A 17,583-nucleotide genomic window follows, 5' to 3' on the forward strand; every position below is an offset into this window, starting at 1 on the left:
ATTTAAGGATGGCAGTATATCTGCCATCTTTTCTGTGTGGTGAATTTATGTCCAGGAACTTGCCTTATATAATGATTGCTTTCGCTGCTGCAATGTGGGGCCTGATAGGCTTTTTTGTAAAAGGCCTGACCGATACGGGATTAAGCCCCATGGAAATTGTCGCTATAAGGGTATTAACGGCAGCCATGATCCTGATTCTGTTGGGTGCAGTTTTCTACCGCAGCCATTTAAAAGTCAGGTTAATAGATATGTATCTGTTTATTGGAACAGGGATATTAAGCGTCGTCTTCTTTAACTGGTCCTATTTTACGGCAATCAATTTAATGAATATCCCGATTGCAGTCGCGTTATTGTATACTTCTCCTGCATTTGTCGCGGTATTGTCTTTCTTCTTCCTGAAGGAAAGCATGAACAGAAAAAAGCTTATTGCAATAGGACTGACGATTATCGGCTGCACTCTTGCTGCTGGAATCTCGGGGCAGGGAACCACTTTTTCGATTTCAAGTATCTTGATCGGGCTAGGAGCAGGGTTCGGCTACGCACTTTACAGCATATTCGGAAAGGTGGCTTTAAGGCGTTATCACCCATTTACAGTCACCTTGTATACGTTTATCGTAGCTTCTGCGGCACTTGTTCCGTCAACGGGAATCGCCGGAAAAGCAGCTGCACTTTTCACATGGGAAACCTGGCTGTACGCAATTGGCCTGGGGATATTCCCTACAGTGCTCGCTTATTTTGCATACTCATGGGGACTCGAAAGGACAGAAAGCAGTACTGCTGCAGTAGTAGCTACCCTTGAACCTGTAGTAGCAACTTTACTGGGTGTAATGGTTTATGGGGATCGGCTCGGTGGATTTCAGCTGCTCGGATCTGCCCTGATCATCTTTTCAGTTGTATCGTTAAATATTTCCCTTCCAAAGTGGATACGAAAAAAGCACTTCACTGTTTGAGTGAAGTGCTTTGTATTTTAAGAGATAGCTTTTCTTAGAAAAATTTATATCCCTTGGAACCAATCGGTGCATTCTCGATCATATCAATGAACGGAATTGTGTAAGCGAATAGGATCAATAGAACAGTGATACCAAGCCATAGCTTCCAGTTTTCAAATACCATCGGAGTTTTTTCCGCCTGATCAGCAACCTCTCCGACAGGGAATTCTTCTTCACCCTTAGGTGCGAAGAATGCAAGATTAATGAAAATGTAAAGCATCAGGATGATTCCCAGGAACAGGATCGATCCACCGACTGCTTGAGCCACTTGGTAAGGAATCCATTCTGCAGCTTGTTCAGAACCGCCGTAGGTGGAGAAAGATGAACGGCGGGGAGCTCCAAGCAATCCGGCAGCGTGCATCGCTCCAGACATGAAAGTCATGCCGATCGCCCAGACAATACCCTGGATGATCGCTAGCTTATTCATAGCTTTTGTCAGGACCCTTCCAGTAAGGTGAGGGACCAGCCAATAGGAAATCCCGAAGAAAGTCAAAACGACAGATGTTGCCAGAGTTAAATGGAAGTGTCCAGTAACCCAGATTGTATTATGCACTACCTGGTTCAGCTGGTGGGAAGCGTTGATAAGTCCGCCGGCACCAGCGGGGATGAATGCAAGCATACCGATGAATGGTACTGCGAAACGCGCATCTCCCCAAGGAAGCTTTTTCACCCAGCCAAATAAACCTGTAGAACCTTTTGAACGGCCAAACATCTCAAATGTCGCAAACAGTGAAAATGCAGTCATCAATGAAGGGATGACAACTAGGAATGTCAAAATAACCTGCAGGAACTTCCATGCTGGATCAATTCCTGGTTCCATCAACTGGTGGTGGAAACCTACCGGGATGGAAAACAGCAGGAACAGGATGAAGGACATCCTCGCCAATGAATCAGAGAAAATTTTTCCGCCGATGATTTTTGGAACGATAGCGTACCACGCCATGTATGCAGGCAATAGCCAGAAATATACAAGCGGATGGCCGAAATACCAGAACAATGTACGGCTGACCAATACATCCACACGCTCAACAAGCCCTAATGACCAAGGAAGCAGCTGGAATAATACTGTTGCAGCAACACCAATCGTTGCAACGATCCACATAAGTGTGTTGACAAGTGACATGAAAGTCAGCAGCGGGCTAGGCTTTCCAGGGTTTGCTTTTCTCCATGAAGCGTAAGCCATAATAATTGCGGTGCCGTCAATCCAGCTTCCGACAATCACAAGTGTAAGACCCAGGTAAAAGAGTGCATGCGCCTGTAAAGGTGCGTAGAATGTATATAGGACAGAAGCCTGGTTTGTAAGGATCATGACTGCAGCCATCACAGTACCGATTGTCATCGTCCAGAAACCGATCCAGCCAGTCAAACGCTGTTTGTCAGTCAATGTTCCAGATGTTTTGCTCACAGCAGCAAGCTGGAAGCCCATGATGAAAAATGTTGTTAAAACGAGTCCAAGTACTACACCGTGGATCGTGAGGATCTGATAATATCCAGTCCATGAAGGTAATTCGAATTTTCCTGAGCGGACAAGTGTCTGCAGCAAGCCTGCAAGTCCGCCTATGGCAAGTGCGATGAAAGCGACATAAAAGTGGGCCATCGCCAGTTTGCCGTCACGGCGGTCAACTTTTGGATTGATTGATTTTGTATTCATTATTCTACCACCTCGATTTTAGACGACATCATGTGGTGGCCGACGCCACAATACTCATTACAAACGATCAGAAATTCGCCGGCCTTGTCAAATGTAGTGACGTATTCACTGATGAAGCCAGGCTCGAGCATCATGTTGATATTTGTGCCCGCTACCTCAAAACCGTGGATGACGTCTTTTGTAGTCGCGATTACCTTAACTTTTGCTCCCTTCGGAACTTCTACCTGACCAGGATTGTAAGCAAAAGCCGATGCGACGAAAACAAGTTCATAATCCCATTCTTTTCCTTCCACCTTTTTCAGTCCAGGTTCATTGAATGGAGCTGTAGAATCTACTTTTTCAGGATTGATTGTTGCCAGGCAGCTTGGCGGCTGGTTTCCAAGATAGAATGCGCTGACCCCGATTACGGACAGGAAAACGAGCAGTGTCGTGATCCCGAAAATCAGCCAGATTTTTTCAAACTTATGAATGTGCATTGTATTTTTCTCCCCTTTTGGTCTCTCTTAAAAACGGTCTACAAATAAGAAATAAACGCCTACCCAAGTAATGATTAAAAAGAACCCTAACAAGAAAACGGATGCAAGTGTTCCTTTCAAGGAAGATTGATCTTCCACCTTTGTGCTTGTTTTCTTCCCAATTCCAGGCTGAGCCATCCCGGTCCACTCCCTTCGCATAATTAATTCGGTAAATAATTTGATGAGTACACTTTCATAATACAAAACAATTTGGAAACGTAAATATGGTTTCCTGCAGTTCACAAATTGTTCATACCTGCTATATTTACTATGTTAATGGTGAAAACGCGCCAATACAGTGATTTAAGTCACATGGAACGAGGGGTAATTGTGAATTATCTGTGAAAACACAAATGTGAAGGTGTGAGCAATATTGACCGAGCGGGTAAAACGTGTGTGACCAAACTGCTTGACATTTTAAAACTAGAGTAATCGAAAACAGGTCTCACCATTTAATAAGACTTTAATAAACTAATAGAAAATGGTTTTTTCGGGATGTGAAAGTAATGCAGAAATTTTATTGTGAACATTGTCGCTCTCTTTATGACGAAATCAGAATCTGCAAAAAATGCGGCAGTGCTGCAGAGAAAAAGATATGGATTGAGGTTCAGAACCAATCCAAAGAAAAATAATTTTCTACGAAAGCACCGGTGGCGGTGCTTTCGCTGTAGATACATTGCCCGAAAAGGGGTCGCAGGAAGGAATATGGTGAAAACAACGGAGCTGCATTGCCCGAAAAGGGGTCGCAGGAAGGAATATGGTGAAAACAACGGAGCTGCATTGCCCGAAAAGGGGTCGCAGGAAGGAATATGGTGAAAACAACGGAGCTGCATTGCCCGAAAAGGGGTCGCAGGAAGGAATATGGTGAAAACAACGGAGCTGCATTGCCCGGAAAAGGGTCGCAGGAACGAGAACGGTAAAAGCAGTGGCTCTGCATTGCTCGAAAAGGGATCACAGGAACGAAAACGGTAAAAGCAATGGCTCTACATTGCCCGAAAAGGGGTCACAGGAACGAAAACAGTAAAAGCAATGGCTCTTCATTGCCCGAAACGGGATCACGGAAAAAAAACGGTAAAAGCAACTCTCTTTATTTGCAAATTGGGATGTCAACTGGTAAAGATTTTATAGTGTACATACCTATATAGCGTTGTATAATGAAACTGCACAGCAACTCCTTCAAAACGTTAGGCTTTCTCCTGTTTGGGGAAAGTCTTTTTTTCATTTCGGTACATTCTTTGTTTGACTGCATACTCTCCGGGTAAATGGAAAAAGTAACCGTACATATATGTGAGGAGAGTAGAGTCATGCCAAGAATTATTTCCACTGCCGAAGCAGTGCCGCCTTTTTCAATTCAGCAAGATACGGTAATGGATTTTGCAGAAAAGCTGTTTTCGGAATCGTTCAGTGACATAAAAAGACTTCTCACCGTTTTCCAAAATGGGCAAATCGAGAAGCGCCATTTTGCAAAAGACCTTGACTGGTTTGAAACCGACCATTCATTCGAGGAAAAGAATAATGCTTATATTGAAACTGCCGTAAAGCTAGGGGCAGAAGCGATTGTTAACTGCTTGAAAAATGAGGAATTCCTGAAAAATGAACTCCATTTTGATGAGATTGATGCCATTTTTACAATCAGCACTACCGGTTTGTCTACACCGAGCATCGATGCAAGAATCATGAATATCCTTCCTTCTTCCCAATATACTAAAAGAATCCCGATTTGGGGCCTTGGATGTGCAGGTGGAGCTGCCGGCCTTTCCCGGGCGTATGAATTCTGCCTTGCATATCCAGAAGCAAAAGTGCTGGTCCTTTCCATTGAACTTTGCAGTTTAACCTTTCAGCGGAATGACCGTTCAAAAAGCAATTTGATTGGAACCTCACTATTTGCTGACGGTGTTGCCTGTGCACTTGTTTGCGGTGATGAATCTGGTTATGAAAAACTGATGAAAAAACAATCTGCACCAAATATTATCGGGACACAGTCAACAACCATGCCAGATTCACTTGATGTTATGGGGTGGGATATAAAAAATGAAGGACTTTTTGTCGTATTCTCAAAAGATATTCCATCGATCATTGAAAGTTGGCTTCAGCCAAATGTCCTGCGGTTTTTGAGCAATAATGGCTTGGAAGTAGCTGATCTGGATCATTTCATCGCCCATCCTGGCGGAAAAAAAGTGATTGAGGCATATGTTTCAGCGCTGAAATTTCCGGAAACGATGACGCATATATCGTTAAATGTTTTAAGGGAATATGGTAACATGTCCTCTGCGACAATTTTATATGTATTAAGAAGGTTCATGCAGACTGCACAAGAGGGGGATTTAGGCCTGGCAGCCGCTCTCGGGCCAGGGTTTAGTTCGGAATTGCTGTTGATGAGGTGGGAATAAGATGGGCTTCTTCATTTTTGTTGGCTTAATTGTTTTTCAAAGACTAATGGAATTAGTTATTGCGAAAAGGAACGAAGCCTGGATGAAGAGCAAAGGAGCAATTGAATTCGGCCAGGGCCACTATCCTGCAATGGTGGCGATCCATACTGCTTTCTTTGTCTTTTTTATCCTCGAAGTAACTTACTTTGATAAAGACATATCAAATTATTGGCCAATCCTGCTCGCTCTTTTCATATTTACGCAGGCAATGAGAATATGGGCGCTATCCTCCCTTGGGAAGTTCTGGAATACAAAAATCATTATTCTTCCAGGTGGGAACGTCATCAAAAAAGGTCCTTACAAAATGATTAAACACCCAAATTATGTGATTGTGACCATGGAATTGATCATCATTCCACTGATGTTTAATGCTTTTATAACAATGGCTGCTTTTACATTATTAAATATAATCATCTTATCAATCCGGATTCCGGCAGAGGAAAAAGCTTTGCGGGAACTGACAAAATATGAAATGGAGTTCAACAATCAGGGCCGCTTCGTCCCGAATTTGTTAAATAAGTGTGACAATTGACCAGAATCCATTGAAAATGATAATCAATAGTGATAAACTTTCTTTGAAGATGAAAACTGTTCTCAGTTAATATTGTTCTCCAAGGATGGTGTCATATCAATGGTTTCCATGTTAGTGGTATCAACTGTAGCGGCATATACTATACTTATGAAATATGTTTTGAGCAATGTACTTAAACCACATTAAAATGATATTCTCAATTAGATTAAACCCGGACATGTCCGGGTTTTTCTTTTTATTATCTATAATAATGTAATTATAGGAAAAGAGCGAAAAATCATATAAAATAGAGATATTCACAAATTTGTAACAAGGGGTTAGAGGAATGGGCCAGACTGTTGCACAGCAAGATCGTAAACTTCTAGGGAAAATATTATCACTATATAATTTAATGAAAACAAATCACGATGAAGATACTGCTGAAAAGATGAGAGAACTTGGAAGGAAATCGATCGAAGAAGAATTTTCGATTGCTTTTTGCGGACATTTTTCTGCCGGGAAATCCAGTATGATCAACAGGCTGATCGGAGACAATATTCTGCCATCAAGCCCGATCCCGACGAGTGCGAATTTAGTCAGGATTAAATCGGGTGCTGAATATGCCAAGGTAAGCTTCAAAAACGGAGGGTCGCGCCTATATCCGGCACCATATGATTACGAAGCGGTTAAGTCCTATTGTAAAGATGGGGATCAGATCCAGACAATTGAAATTAGCCATAATGGTGCAGAATTTCTGGAAGAAGCCCTCATCATGGACACACCTGGAATTGATTCAACCGACGATGCACATCGGATTGCGACTGAATCAGCTCTGCATTTATCTGACATCGTCTTTTATATGATGGACTATAACCATGTCCAGTCTGAATTGAATTTTTTATTCACTAAAGAACTGGCGGATGCTGGAAAGGAACTCTATTTAATCATCAACCAGATTGATAAACATCAGGATGCTGAGTTGACTTTTGAACAATTCAAGAAAAGTGTTGAAGATTCCTTTGCAGACTGGGGTGTCAAGCATTCAGGGATATTTTACACATCCTTAAGGGAGGAAGATTCACCTCGTAATCAGTTTAAGCAGCTGCGCTCGTATATCATCGATCGTAAAAGCAAGAGAAATGAAATTCTGCCTGTCTCGATTTTCAGGTCGATGGAAAAATTGTCAGAAGACCATTTGGTTCAACTTCAGCAGAATGTCACTGAACAGATGAGTCAATATGAAAACGCCCTTGAAGGTATTCCGGAAACTGAACGTGAGCAGCTCTCGGAAAAACTCAAACAACTAAGAGAAAAGATTGCAAAACTTCAGGACGAACGGAATCCTGAGCAGGAATTTTTAAATGGCCTGAATGCCATCCTTAAAAGTGCTTATTTAATGCCATTCCAGACTCGGGAACTGGCCGAAGCATATTTGAAAACGCGACAGCCGGATTTTAAAGTTGGATTACTTTTCTCAAAACAGAAAACGGAACAGGAAAGAGCTTCAAGATTGGAGAGCTTCTACCGGGACATTGAGGAGAAAACCCAATCCCAGCTTGTCTGGCATATCAAAGATTTTCTAGCGAAACTGTTCAAGAAACATAATCTTGCTCAGGCAGAATTACAGGGAGCAGTCAATGGTTTCGTTATTGAGTTTGGGCCAGAGTTGCTTTCAAACGCTGTCAAACCGGGAGCAAGGCTTTCTGGTGATTATGTCCTGAATTATACAAACGATGTAGCGGAAGCATTGAAAAACCTGGCAAGAAGAAAGCTTGATCCAATCAAGGAATTATTCCTCGACTATGTAAAAGTAAATGTCGATGAGGAATTTAATGACCTTATAAATGAGGAAAATGAGTTAGGCAAGCATCTGGCTGCCTGGGAAGGCTTAACTTCGATCCGGGAAAGCCTTGCAGATCAAAGGAGGACAGTGTCTGAGATTCTTTATGGTGATTCTATTGAAAACTATAGAGATGAAGACTATGCCCTCTTAAATGCTGTGGATGAAGAACCTGAAATTATTACCAGGTCATCTGAGAAGATTGCTTCAAAGAAGGAGTTAACCAAGAACGAGAAAGTCGAAAGTGAGAGAACTTCAATCGAGCAGCAGAATAATAGTCTCTCTCAATATCATGAGAAACAGGAGCAGCTTCTTCAAAAATTGAATTTTACGTCAGACCAAATTTCCGGTATTCCTGGCTTGAAAAAAATTGCGCGTGAATTGAAAGAGAAGGCAGCAAGATTAAAAGGTAGGGAATTCACAGTTGCATTATTTGGAGCATTCAGTGCTGGCAAATCCTCATTTGCCAACGCGCTCGTAGGTGAAAGGATTTTACCAGTATCACCAAATCCGACGACTGCTGCCATTAATAAAATTAAACCAGTATCAGATGAACATCCGCACGGGTCTGTAATCGTAAAGGTCAAGGATGCCGATGAGCTTTTAAAAGAACTGGAGCGATCTTTGAGTTTGTTTGGACAGGTGACCACTGATTTTGAGCGAGCGATCGATCAAATCCATAGCTTGAAATGGGAGGACAGCGGATACAGTGCCGTCGAGAAGACCCATTATTCCTTCCTGCAGGCATTTGCCAAGGGCTTCGATAATTTCAAACAACAATTCGGCGAAAAGCTATTTGTAGATCTCGAGTCTTTCCGTGGATATGTGGCTGAAGAGGAGAAATCTTGTTTTGTTGAATGGATTGAGGTTTATTATGACTGCGATCTTACCAGGGAAGGAATCACCCTGGTTGATACACCTGGGGCAGATTCGATCAATGCCCGGCATACCGGTGTTGCATTCGACTATATCAAGAATTCCGATGCAATATTGTTTGTGACCTATTATAATCATGCCTTCTCAAAAGCGGACCGGGAATTCCTGATCCAGCTTGGAAGGGTAAAGGATACGTTTGAACTTGATAAAATGTTTTTCATTGTCAATGCAGTGGATTTGGCGAATTCCGAGGAGGAGCGGAATGCAGTCCTGGAATATGTAGAGGACCAGCTTGTTCAATACGGTATCAGGAAGCCGCATCTCTTCCCAGTGTCCAGCTTACAAGGACTAAATGCGAAGCTTGATGGAGACCTTGGCGGGGATCCGCTCTTCAATCATTTTGAACAGGCATTTTATTCATTTATCGCTAATGATCTTATGAATATGGCTGTCGAGGCTGCCGAGGCAAAATGGAATCAGGGTGTTACGGTTATTGAAGAAATGATTGCATCAGCCGAGGAAGATGAAGCAGCGAGGACAGAAAAACGCAGGAAGCTTAAGGCTGAACAGGAAGAAATGCTGCTGGTTCTATCGAAAAAGACATCGGCACTTCTTGGGGAGAGGCTGTATCAGGAAGCTGATGAGCTGGTCTATTACATTCGACAGCGTGTCTTTATCCGTTTTGGAGAATTTTTTAGGGAAGCATTCAACCCGACTCTTTTAAAAGATGATGGACGCAACTTGAAAAAGGCTTTAGAATCAGCGCTTGATGAGCTGATCGGAAGCATCGGCTACGACCTTGCGCAGGAAATGAGAGCGACCTCCTTAAGGGTTGAAGCGTTTATCAGCCGGGTTATGAAAGATTTCCAGCAAGCCCTGATCACTGAACTTCTAAAAATAAATTCAGCAGTTTCAATATCATCATCTGAAATTGGAAAAATTAAGGGGATTGATTTTGAAACAGCATTTAAAAACATGGACCGATCTCAGTTCAAAAAAACGCTGGGGATATTTAAAAATCCAAAGTCATTCTTTGAAAAGAATGAAAAGAAATTGATGAGTGAACAACTCGAAAAGCTTCTGTTCGGACCGGCTGGAGATTATCTTGAAGAAGAAAATTCACAGATGAAAGAACATTATCTGCCTGAATTGAACAGAGAGTTTGAAAAAATGATTACTGACTATAATGAACAGGTCAATGAGTACTTTGAGGGGATCACTTCTGCTCTCGAAGACAATTTTTCCATTGATGCCGTCAAAACAGCGCTACTTAAAATTAAAAACTTTCAATAAAGGTTGAAGCCGAAGATGAGCAATAACCGATACCATGCATGCGCCACTTGCATTAATTTTATGGCTGAAAAGAAGGACGGCACGATGAAATATTATTGCAGCAGGCTTGGTTATGAGACGAAGAGCCATTATCAATTTGCTTGCTGGGATCCTAAAGAACACGTGAAACAACTTATGGCAAAAAATAAGAGCAGGCAGGAGTGATTTCCTTGCATTATGTGGTTGGAGCTGAATGGCTTAAAGGAAAACTGCGAGATGAAAATATAAGAGTTATTGATTGCCGCTTCAAGCTGGGAAATCCTGATGAGGGCAGGAGCCAGTATGAAAAGGGCCATATCTCTGGGGCTGTTTATTTCGATCTTGAAAAAGATTTGTCCGGAACGGTCGGGAAGCATGGAGGCAGGCATCCCCTACCAATACTTAGCCATTTAAAAGCCAGGCTTGAAGAGTCCGGAATAGGAAATGATACGACTCTCGTTGTATACGATGCGAAGGAAGGAGCTTTTGCATCAAGATTTTGGTGGCTGTTGAAATATCTGGGTCATGACGAAGTCTATATCCTCAATGGCGGCTATGAAGCCTGGACAAAATCTGGCTTTCCAGTTGATGATGAAGTGCCAAAATATGATAAAACCGAGTATAACATTTCGGAAAAGAAAGAAATGCTTGCTTCCTATGAAGAAGTGAAAGACATAGCCTTCAATCAAAAAGATGACGCGATCTTGATTGATTCACGGGAAAGCAGGCGTTATCTGGGGCTCGAGGAGCCAATCGACAGGATTGCCGGCCACATACCGACAGCTATCAATAAACCGTGGATGGAAGGCTTGGAAAACGGCTATTTTAAGTCAGCTTCTGAACAGGAAAAGAGATTTGCCGATCTGGATAAAAACCAGCCTGTTATTGTTTATTGCGGATCAGGAGTGACAGCCATACCTAATTTTATTGCGTTGAAACAAGCGGGGTTTAACAATGTAAGGCTCTATGCAGGGAGCTACAGCGATTGGATTTCCCACCTGGGAAATCCAGTAGCAAGAGAAGAATAAACGAATATGCGATATTTCGATTTTATATCTTGGCTGTGTTAAAACTAAATGTTGTTTTAAGTCCTGTTGATTGGAGTGGAAGGCGCGCAGACTCCTGCGGGATCAGCTGGACAGATGAGACCCCGCAGGAGCTTGCGACGAGGAGGCTCAGCGTCAGCCCCGCGGAAAGCGAAGCGTCTGGAACGGAAATCAACAGTCTAATTTAACACAGCCTATATCTTTAAAATGAAATTTTGAGCTGCTTATAATATATTTGTTTTTTCCGAATTTAGCAGGGCTGTGATGAAGGTGTGTTATAATATCGAAGTTGATTCTTTTAAATCAGGTGACTAGACTTTTAAAATAAAGCCTTACGTTAGTAAAATCTCAAATGGAGGTTTCGACTTGGAAAATAATAATAAAACTTCACTTATGCTTGTTGACGGGATGGCCTTGCTCTTCAGGGCATTTTATGCGACAGCTGTTTCCGGTCAATTCATGATAAATTCAAAAGGGGTCCCGACAAACGCGATCCACGGTTTCGTAAAGCACTTTGCAACTGCAGTTTCAAATTTCAAGCCAACACATACAGCTGTATGCTGGGATATGGGGAGCAAAACCTTCCGTACGGAAATGTTCGATAATTACAAAGCAAACAGGCCCGAGGCTCCGATTGAACTGCTTCCACAATTTGACCTTGTTAAAGAAGTGGTTGAAGCATTTGACGTACCAAACATCGGTCTGCCGGGATACGAAGCGGACGATTGCATCGGCACAATAGCGCGAACAGCGAGGGAAGTTGAATCTGTTTCGATATTGACAGGCGACAAGGATATCCTTCAGCTGATCGATGACCGAGTTTCTGTTATTCTTCTGCAAAAAGGGTATGGAAACTATCTTGTCCACAATCGTGAAACACTTTATGCAGAAAAAGGGATCTGGCCTGAACAAATGATCGATCTGAAAGCTTTCATGGGTGATCCAAGCGATAACTATCCTGGTGTCCGCGGCATCGGGGAAAAGACCGCGATAAAATTGCTTCAGGAGCATGGAAACGTCGAAGGTGTCATAGCCAACCTGAATCAATTGACTAAGTCACAGCGTGCCAAAATCGAGGCTGACCTGGAGATGCTGCATTTGAGCAGACAGCTGGCTGAGATTAAATGTGACGTCCCTGTAGAATGCAGAATGGATGAGGCATTGTTCAGAATCGACAGGGAGAAGCTGCTTGCCAAGTTTAATGAAGTTGAACTGAGAGGGCTACACCGTTTATTTGAAAATGAAACAATGTACGCTTAAAGGGAAACGGCTGGGTACCATACCAGCCGTTTTTTTAGCTTGTAGAATCTGGCCAAGGCTATTGCGCTTTCTAATTATTTGGTATTCTTTTTCTTCGCTGCATTCTCAAGCTTTGACTTAGGCTCTTCAGCGAATTCTGCATCCTGTCCATAGCCCTGTGGATTGACTCCAGGCGCCTTTTTTCCTCTGTTACCCTTTTTGCTCATATCGATTCCTCCAAAAAATTGTTTAAAGTCCATGGAAATTGTGAATTAACCTTTATAGGTTGTCCGCTTTAAAAAAGCTTAATGCTTATTATGGACGGGCAAGAATAAAAGAAATCATTTTTCTTCAAAATAACATGGAGGTGACGGATGATGAATAAAGGTGTATCGATTGCTCTTTCCAGTATCGGCCTTGCTCAGGCCTTAAAAATACCGATTCATTATGCAAAGACTAAAGAGTGGAAACCGAATTTGTTCATAGCCACAGGAGGAATGCCAAGCTCTCACTCTGCTGGTGTGTCTTCACTAACTACCTACATTGCCCTGGAAAAAGGCGTGCAATCGGTAGAATTCGCACTTTCACTCGTTTACGGGATGATTGTCATGTATGATGCCCAGGGAATTAGGAGACAAACTGGGGAACTTACTCTTAAGGTGAATGACCTTGATGAGTTGATTGATAAAATTCATGAAGATGACCCTGTAGAGTTTGAGGAAAAATCCCCTGATCCCCTTAAGGAAATGCTCGGCCATCAGCCAAAAGAGGTCCTCGGTGGAGCTCTGCTGGGAATGGTCATGGGATTTGCCGGCTACTATTTAACAAAAAAACGGTAGAAAGTGTTCGGATATTGCGGTAAAATTTTACTAGAAGATGGCTTGATGAGAGGATTGATTCAGTCAGTGCGGACAGTAGAAGATTACTTGCTCCATTTGAGGAGCAAAGGGTTCCAATTGCGTGATGATGCGGTAGGCTTCATTTATTTTGGGCAGCAATATACGAATTCAACAGATGAAGTGACGAATGCCGCGATCGAAATTACCCTTAAGGCCCAAAAGAATTTTGATGGAAGCTTCTATATATCATTGCTGGAAACGTTTGCTTCTAATAAAATTCATTCCCGCAAAGCAGCATTACAGTTTGTGAAAAAAATCGACCTTTTGGCCGTATAAATGAAAAGAGGCTGACTTCAAAGCAGTTTAAGCTTTGAAGTCAGCCTCTTTTTTTCTAAAAAAGATTAATTTGCCAGATGGCATTTCTGCAAATACCATTCCAGCAAAAATCAGCGCACAGCCACCTAATCCGCTAATGGTTAACCTTTCATCAGCCCAAAAGTAGGCTGTAACCGCTGCAAATACGGGTTCCATCGCAAAAATCAAGGCAACTCGGGTAGGCGTCGTGTGTTTCTGGAAATTTGTCTGGATGAAAAAAGCGAGTGCAGTCGCAAGGATCGAGGTAACCAATAAGGCAATGATCACATTTCCTGAGAAAACAACCTCTGGTTTGAATACCCGTTGCCAGTCTTCAAAAATAACCGAAGATACAGCAGATAAAATGGCAACTGTTGATATTTGCACTGTCGTCAAAAGGAGTGTTGGATAGCTGCTGCTGAATTTCCCTGTAAAAATAATGTGCAGAGCAAATCCTCCCGCGCAAATAAGAACAAATGCGTCACCGATATTGAGATTTGAAACATCTGACATCGTCAAAAGATACAGCCCTGCCGTCGCAGCTATGACCCCCGCTATTGAATTCAAGTTAGGCCTTTGTTTTAAGATGCCGATCATCAAGAGCGGAACAAGGACAACACTTAGTCCAGTTATGAATCCTGCCTTGGATGAAGTGGTATACACCAGACCAAGCGTTTGGAAAGCATAGCCGATGAACAGCCAGAATCCCAGCATCATGCCAGATATTATCAGTTTTTTGTCCAGTTTTTTCAACTGGTCTTTCTCAAGCACAATAAGCCATAAACCCAAGAGGACAGCTGCCATAGCGAACCGGACTGCATTGAAAGAGAATGGTTCAAGAAATGATATCGCATTTTGAACGAGAACAAATGTCGCACCCCATATGAGGGCTACGAGCAATAAGCTTAAATCTGCAAAGGTTGATGCTTTCATTTTAGCTTTCGGTTCCTTTCATGTTGTTTTCTCTGACAGCTTTTCTGGCTAACTCGTCAGCAGTTTTATTTTCGCTCGAAGGCACCCATTTCATGAAAAACAGGTCGAAATTTCCTGCAAGAGCCAACGCTTTTTCCAGAAGTGGAGCGTAAAGCTTGTTTTTAACAAACTCCTTTTCAACAGCAGCGTTTACAAGCTGGGAATCCGTCCTGAACGATACTGTTTTAAAGCCTTTTTCAAGACAGATTTCCAATGCATTTATAAAGGCATAATATTCAGCTTCGTGGTTAGACATGACCCCAAGAGGAATGGAATACCTGAAAACTTCCCCTTCTCCTCTGATGAAAATGCCAGCTCCGCTGGGCCCGGGATTGCCCGCACTTGCGCCGTCAATATACACTTCAATCAACAAAAATCCCTCCAGGTTAAAGATAATAGTTAGTGTATCATAATCAATGAAAAATTTTATAAAAAAATTCATTCGAAGATAATAGTACATACATCGTTTTCATTGTAACGAGCATAGAAAATGGGTAAGATAACTAAAAATAGCCCAAATGCTGGGGGTAATGAACAGAAGAGAAAGCAGGTGAAGAAATCGTGAAATATAAGTTGGAATGGGAATTCAAGGCGAAGGGATTGGATCCAATCCTCTTCAGTTCTGATTTTCTGGACGGGGAACACGCACTGCAGGCTGGTGAGGACTTGGAAAAATCGGGCAGGGCAGGGGAAATCTCTTTCATTGATGAAATTGGGACCTCATGGAGCATGAAAGAGATGCGGAAGCTCCTGGAGGAAGTAGAGGAAGAGCCGCATGACCTGACTGTTTATTTCGACGGAGGTTTTGACAATTCCAGTCATAAAGCAGGGCTGGGAGCGATCATTTACTTCAAGCAAGGGAAAAAGAAGTACAGATTGCGTGCCAATGAAGTCTTTGATGAGCTAGACACGAATAATGAAGCTGAGTACGCAGCTCTATACTTTGCAATGAGCATTCTTGAGGAGATGGGTGTCAAAAATATGTCGTGTGAGTTCAAGGGAGATTCCCAGGTTGTTTTAAAGCAGCTTGAAGGAGAATGGCCCTGCTACGAGGAAACGCTTAACCGCTGGCTCGACCGGATCGAAAACAAGATCAAGGAACTAGGGTTGTATCCAAAATACAATCCTGTCGGAAGGAAAGAAAATAAAGAAGCGGATAAACTTGCAACACAGGCTCTGCAGGGAAAAATGATCAACAGTAAAATGCAAATATTATAGCCGGGCGAAAGGCGGGAAAGGTTTGACTCGTAAGGAAATCCTTGCTGAGGTTGAAGCCCTCCTCAGTACGTATTGCAAAGGATGCTTCCTTAAGAAGCATCACCAGCAAGAAAAGGGTAAGAGATATGCACATCGGTTCTGTATTACTGAATGTACGGTCGGTAATCAAATAAAATCATGTGGAAAGAAGCTGGAATAAAGATTCCACAAAAATTAAAAAAGGCTGGCAAATGCCAGCCTTCAACTTTTTTTAGATTATAATTTTACAACGTTGGCAGCCTGTGGTCCACGGTTTCCTTCGACGATTTCGAAAGAAACTTCCTGGCCTTCTTCTAATGACTTATAGCCATCTCCCTGGATTGCTGAGAAGTGAACGAATACATCGTCTCCACCTTCTACTTCGATGAAACCGAAACCTTTTTCATTGTTGAACCATTTTACTTTACCGTTTTGCATGTTAAACTTTCCTCCCATGTCTTTCGAGACACATTAGCTGTGTCAAAGTTGAATATTATCATCTAATAAATACACTTGCTTTACTGAACAAAGGCAAATTTTATCTATTAAATGATGTATTAAATATACAATATTGGGCAAAGGGCAGTCAAGAAATGAAAGCGCATTAAATGTAAATAATCAAAAAATTTAAAATAAAGCGAATTCCCGATATGCTTGGTTCCTATTTACGGAAAAATTTGTTATTATTTTCTTAATACAAGGGCTTTGGATGAAACGGATTCATTGCAATTTGCAGCAATCAGAGCCTCTGATAAAAGCTTAGAGGAGGGTACTAATGAAGAAGGCCACTCCATCAGCGTTTACGTCCTTATCTGATTATGATATTGAAACATTATTAGATTCAATCAGGAATGGGAATGCCATTCAGGACTACACACCCAAGATTTCAGTTAATAAAAAGCTTGAAAATATTTCGATGAAGATTGATGCAGCATCGAGGCAAATGGAAGAGATTTTCGATATTGTCGCGAAGACGGGTGTTGTGCCTGTAGAAGAAATCAAACATGACATTTTGCCTGCAATCAGGCAGGCAGCGGAAATCCCTCATATCTATCACTTATTTTATGAGTTGAAGGCGAAGGACGAGTATACGTACAGGCATACGGTTTGTGTCGGGATCATTTCAACATTGATTGGGAAATGGCTGGGTTTAACATCGGAAGAACTGTATGATCTGTCTCTCGGAGCAACTCTTCATGATATCGGGAAAGCGCGAATATCTGCAGATATATTGAATAAGCCTGGAAGACTGACTCACGAAGAGTATATAGAAATGAAGCGGCATACAGTATATGGGTACAGGATGCTGAAGGATATCCCTGAACTGAAGGAAAGAGTCGCGATGATCGCGCTCCAGCATCATGAACGTGAAGATGGAGGCGGTTACCCATTCAGCTTGCAAAGTGAAAAAATAGACAAGCTGGCCAAAATCGTCGCCATTGCGGATGTCTATCATGCTATGTCATCATCAAGGGTCTACCATCAGGCAGAGCCTTTCCATATTGTCATCTCCCAGATGCAAAATGATGTATTCGGAAAATTCGATCCAAATATCATGCTCGTTTTCCTGTACCGGGTAATGCACAGCCTTGTTGGGAGGCAAGTACTTCTGAGCAGCGGAGAAGAAGGAACGATCTTGATGGTCGATCCATATGAGCCATTAAGGGCACTGGTTAAATCAGAAGATACATTGATCGATCTGAGACTGAATCGGGGATTAAGGATTTCCAGAGTATTAAATGATTCCATCGTCGGGGTATAATCCTCGGTTGCCA

At 42.3% G+C, this 17,583-nt stretch carries 19 protein-coding genes; 12 read left to right on the forward strand and 7 right to left on the reverse strand.

From position 1 onward, the window contains the following. The first annotated feature begins 47 nt into the window (after positions 1-47). Positions 48-950, forward strand: coding sequence for an EamA family transporter (locus ACXAEA_RS09465; protein ID WP_475095643.1), 903 nt, complete (start codon positions 48-50; stop codon positions 948-950). Between the two features lie 34 nt (positions 951-984). Here the strand turns inward: ACXAEA_RS09465 and ACXAEA_RS09470 are convergent, their stop codons facing one another. From ACXAEA_RS09470 to ACXAEA_RS09480, 3 genes are read right to left on the reverse strand one after another with little or no spacing between them, the layout of a single operon-like run. Then, the gene (locus ACXAEA_RS09470) at positions 985-2,640 is read right to left on the reverse strand and encodes a b(o/a)3-type cytochrome-c oxidase subunit 1 (RefSeq protein ID WP_475095644.1); all 1,656 of its coding nucleotides are present in this window, start codon (positions 2,638-2,640) and stop codon (positions 985-987) included. Next, positions 2,640-3,116, reverse strand: a complete 477-nt coding sequence (locus tag ACXAEA_RS09475) for a cytochrome c oxidase subunit II (RefSeq protein WP_475095645.1) — start codon at positions 3,114-3,116, stop codon at positions 2,640-2,642. Before ACXAEA_RS09475 ends, ACXAEA_RS09470 begins: the two co-directional genes overlap by 1 nt. Positions 3,117-3,143: 27 nt before the next feature. Then, entirely contained in the window at positions 3,144-3,293 is a 150-nt protein-coding gene (locus ACXAEA_RS09480; protein WP_475095646.1) for a cytochrome c oxidase subunit 2A, read from the reverse strand. A 1,166-nt stretch (positions 3,294-4,459) separates the two neighbouring features. On the opposite strand from ACXAEA_RS09480, the gene ACXAEA_RS09485 reads away from it, so the two are divergent. The 6 genes from ACXAEA_RS09485 (at position 4,460) to ACXAEA_RS09510 (ending at position 12,428) form a co-directional block, all read left to right on the forward strand. Next, positions 4,460-5,545, forward strand: coding sequence for a type III polyketide synthase (locus ACXAEA_RS09485; protein ID WP_475095647.1), 1,086 nt, complete (start codon positions 4,460-4,462; stop codon positions 5,543-5,545). A 1-nt stretch (position 5,546) separates the two neighbouring features. Next, entirely contained in the window at positions 5,547-6,116 is a 570-nt protein-coding gene (locus ACXAEA_RS09490) for an isoprenylcysteine carboxyl methyltransferase family protein (RefSeq protein ID WP_475095648.1), read from the forward strand. Positions 6,117-6,441: 325 nt separating this feature from the next. Next, a complete protein-coding gene (locus ACXAEA_RS09495) occupies positions 6,442-10,104 on the forward strand; it encodes a dynamin family protein (protein ID WP_475095649.1) in 3,663 nt (1,220 codons plus the stop codon). Between the two features lie 15 nt (positions 10,105-10,119). Beyond that, complete coding sequence (locus ACXAEA_RS09500; RefSeq protein WP_475095650.1) at positions 10,120-10,308, forward strand: hypothetical protein; 189 nt, start codon at positions 10,120-10,122, stop codon at positions 10,306-10,308. 14 nt (positions 10,309-10,322) lie between these two features. Then, positions 10,323-11,150, forward strand: a complete 828-nt coding sequence (locus ACXAEA_RS09505; protein ID WP_475098096.1) for a sulfurtransferase — start codon at positions 10,323-10,325, stop codon at positions 11,148-11,150. Positions 11,151-11,561: 411 nt separating this feature from the next. Further along, on the forward strand, positions 11,562-12,428 hold the full coding sequence (locus tag ACXAEA_RS09510) for a 5'-3' exonuclease (protein WP_475098097.1): 867 nt from the start codon (positions 11,562-11,564) through the stop codon (positions 12,426-12,428). Between the two features lie 74 nt (positions 12,429-12,502). Here ACXAEA_RS09510 and sspL read toward each other — a convergent pair whose 3' ends face one another. Further along, a complete protein-coding gene (gene sspL, locus ACXAEA_RS09515; protein WP_475095651.1) occupies positions 12,503-12,634 on the reverse strand; it encodes a small, acid-soluble spore protein L in 132 nt (43 codons plus the stop codon). Positions 12,635-12,784: 150 nt separating this feature from the next. Between sspL and ACXAEA_RS09520 the strand changes: the two genes are divergently transcribed. Then, complete coding sequence (locus ACXAEA_RS09520) at positions 12,785-13,246, forward strand: divergent PAP2 family protein (RefSeq protein WP_475098098.1); 462 nt, start codon at positions 12,785-12,787, stop codon at positions 13,244-13,246. Between the two features lie 45 nt (positions 13,247-13,291). After that, the gene (locus ACXAEA_RS09525; RefSeq protein ID WP_475095652.1) at positions 13,292-13,582 is read left to right on the forward strand and encodes a DUF6123 family protein; all 291 of its coding nucleotides are present in this window, start codon (positions 13,292-13,294) and stop codon (positions 13,580-13,582) included. A 27-nt stretch (positions 13,583-13,609) separates the two neighbouring features. On the opposite strand, the gene ACXAEA_RS09530 is transcribed toward ACXAEA_RS09525, so the two are convergent. Continuing rightward, a complete protein-coding gene (locus ACXAEA_RS09530; protein WP_475095653.1) occupies positions 13,610-14,533 on the reverse strand; it encodes a DMT family transporter in 924 nt (307 codons plus the stop codon). 1 nt (position 14,534) lies between these two features. Continuing rightward, entirely contained in the window at positions 14,535-14,942 is a 408-nt protein-coding gene (locus ACXAEA_RS09535; protein ID WP_475095654.1) for a reverse transcriptase-like protein, read from the reverse strand. 191 nt (positions 14,943-15,133) lie between these two features. On the opposite strand from ACXAEA_RS09535, the gene ACXAEA_RS09540 reads away from it, so the two are divergent. Continuing rightward, positions 15,134-15,790, forward strand: a complete 657-nt coding sequence (locus tag ACXAEA_RS09540; protein ID WP_475095655.1) for a ribonuclease H family protein — start codon at positions 15,134-15,136, stop codon at positions 15,788-15,790. 22 nt (positions 15,791-15,812) lie between these two features. Further along, positions 15,813-15,989 carry a zinc-finger domain-containing protein gene (locus ACXAEA_RS09545; protein ID WP_475095656.1) on the forward strand — a complete coding sequence of 59 codons (177 nt, stop codon included), beginning with the start codon at positions 15,813-15,815 and terminating at the stop codon, positions 15,987-15,989. Between the two features lie 56 nt (positions 15,990-16,045). Here the strand turns inward: ACXAEA_RS09545 and cspD are convergent, their stop codons facing one another. Continuing rightward, positions 16,046-16,246, reverse strand: a complete 201-nt coding sequence (gene cspD / locus ACXAEA_RS09550; protein ID WP_023627628.1) for a cold-shock protein CspD — start codon at positions 16,244-16,246, stop codon at positions 16,046-16,048. A gap of 337 nt (positions 16,247-16,583) precedes the next feature. Here cspD and ACXAEA_RS09555 point away from each other — a divergent pair, with 337 nt between their 5' ends. Next, positions 16,584-17,570: an HD-GYP domain-containing protein gene (locus ACXAEA_RS09555; protein WP_475095657.1), complete on the forward strand. Its 987-nt coding sequence runs from the start codon at positions 16,584-16,586 to the stop codon at positions 17,568-17,570. The last annotated feature ends 13 nt before the right edge of the window (positions 17,571-17,583 follow it).

This window comes from Mesobacillus sp. ABV4_180, from assembly GCF_056158485.1.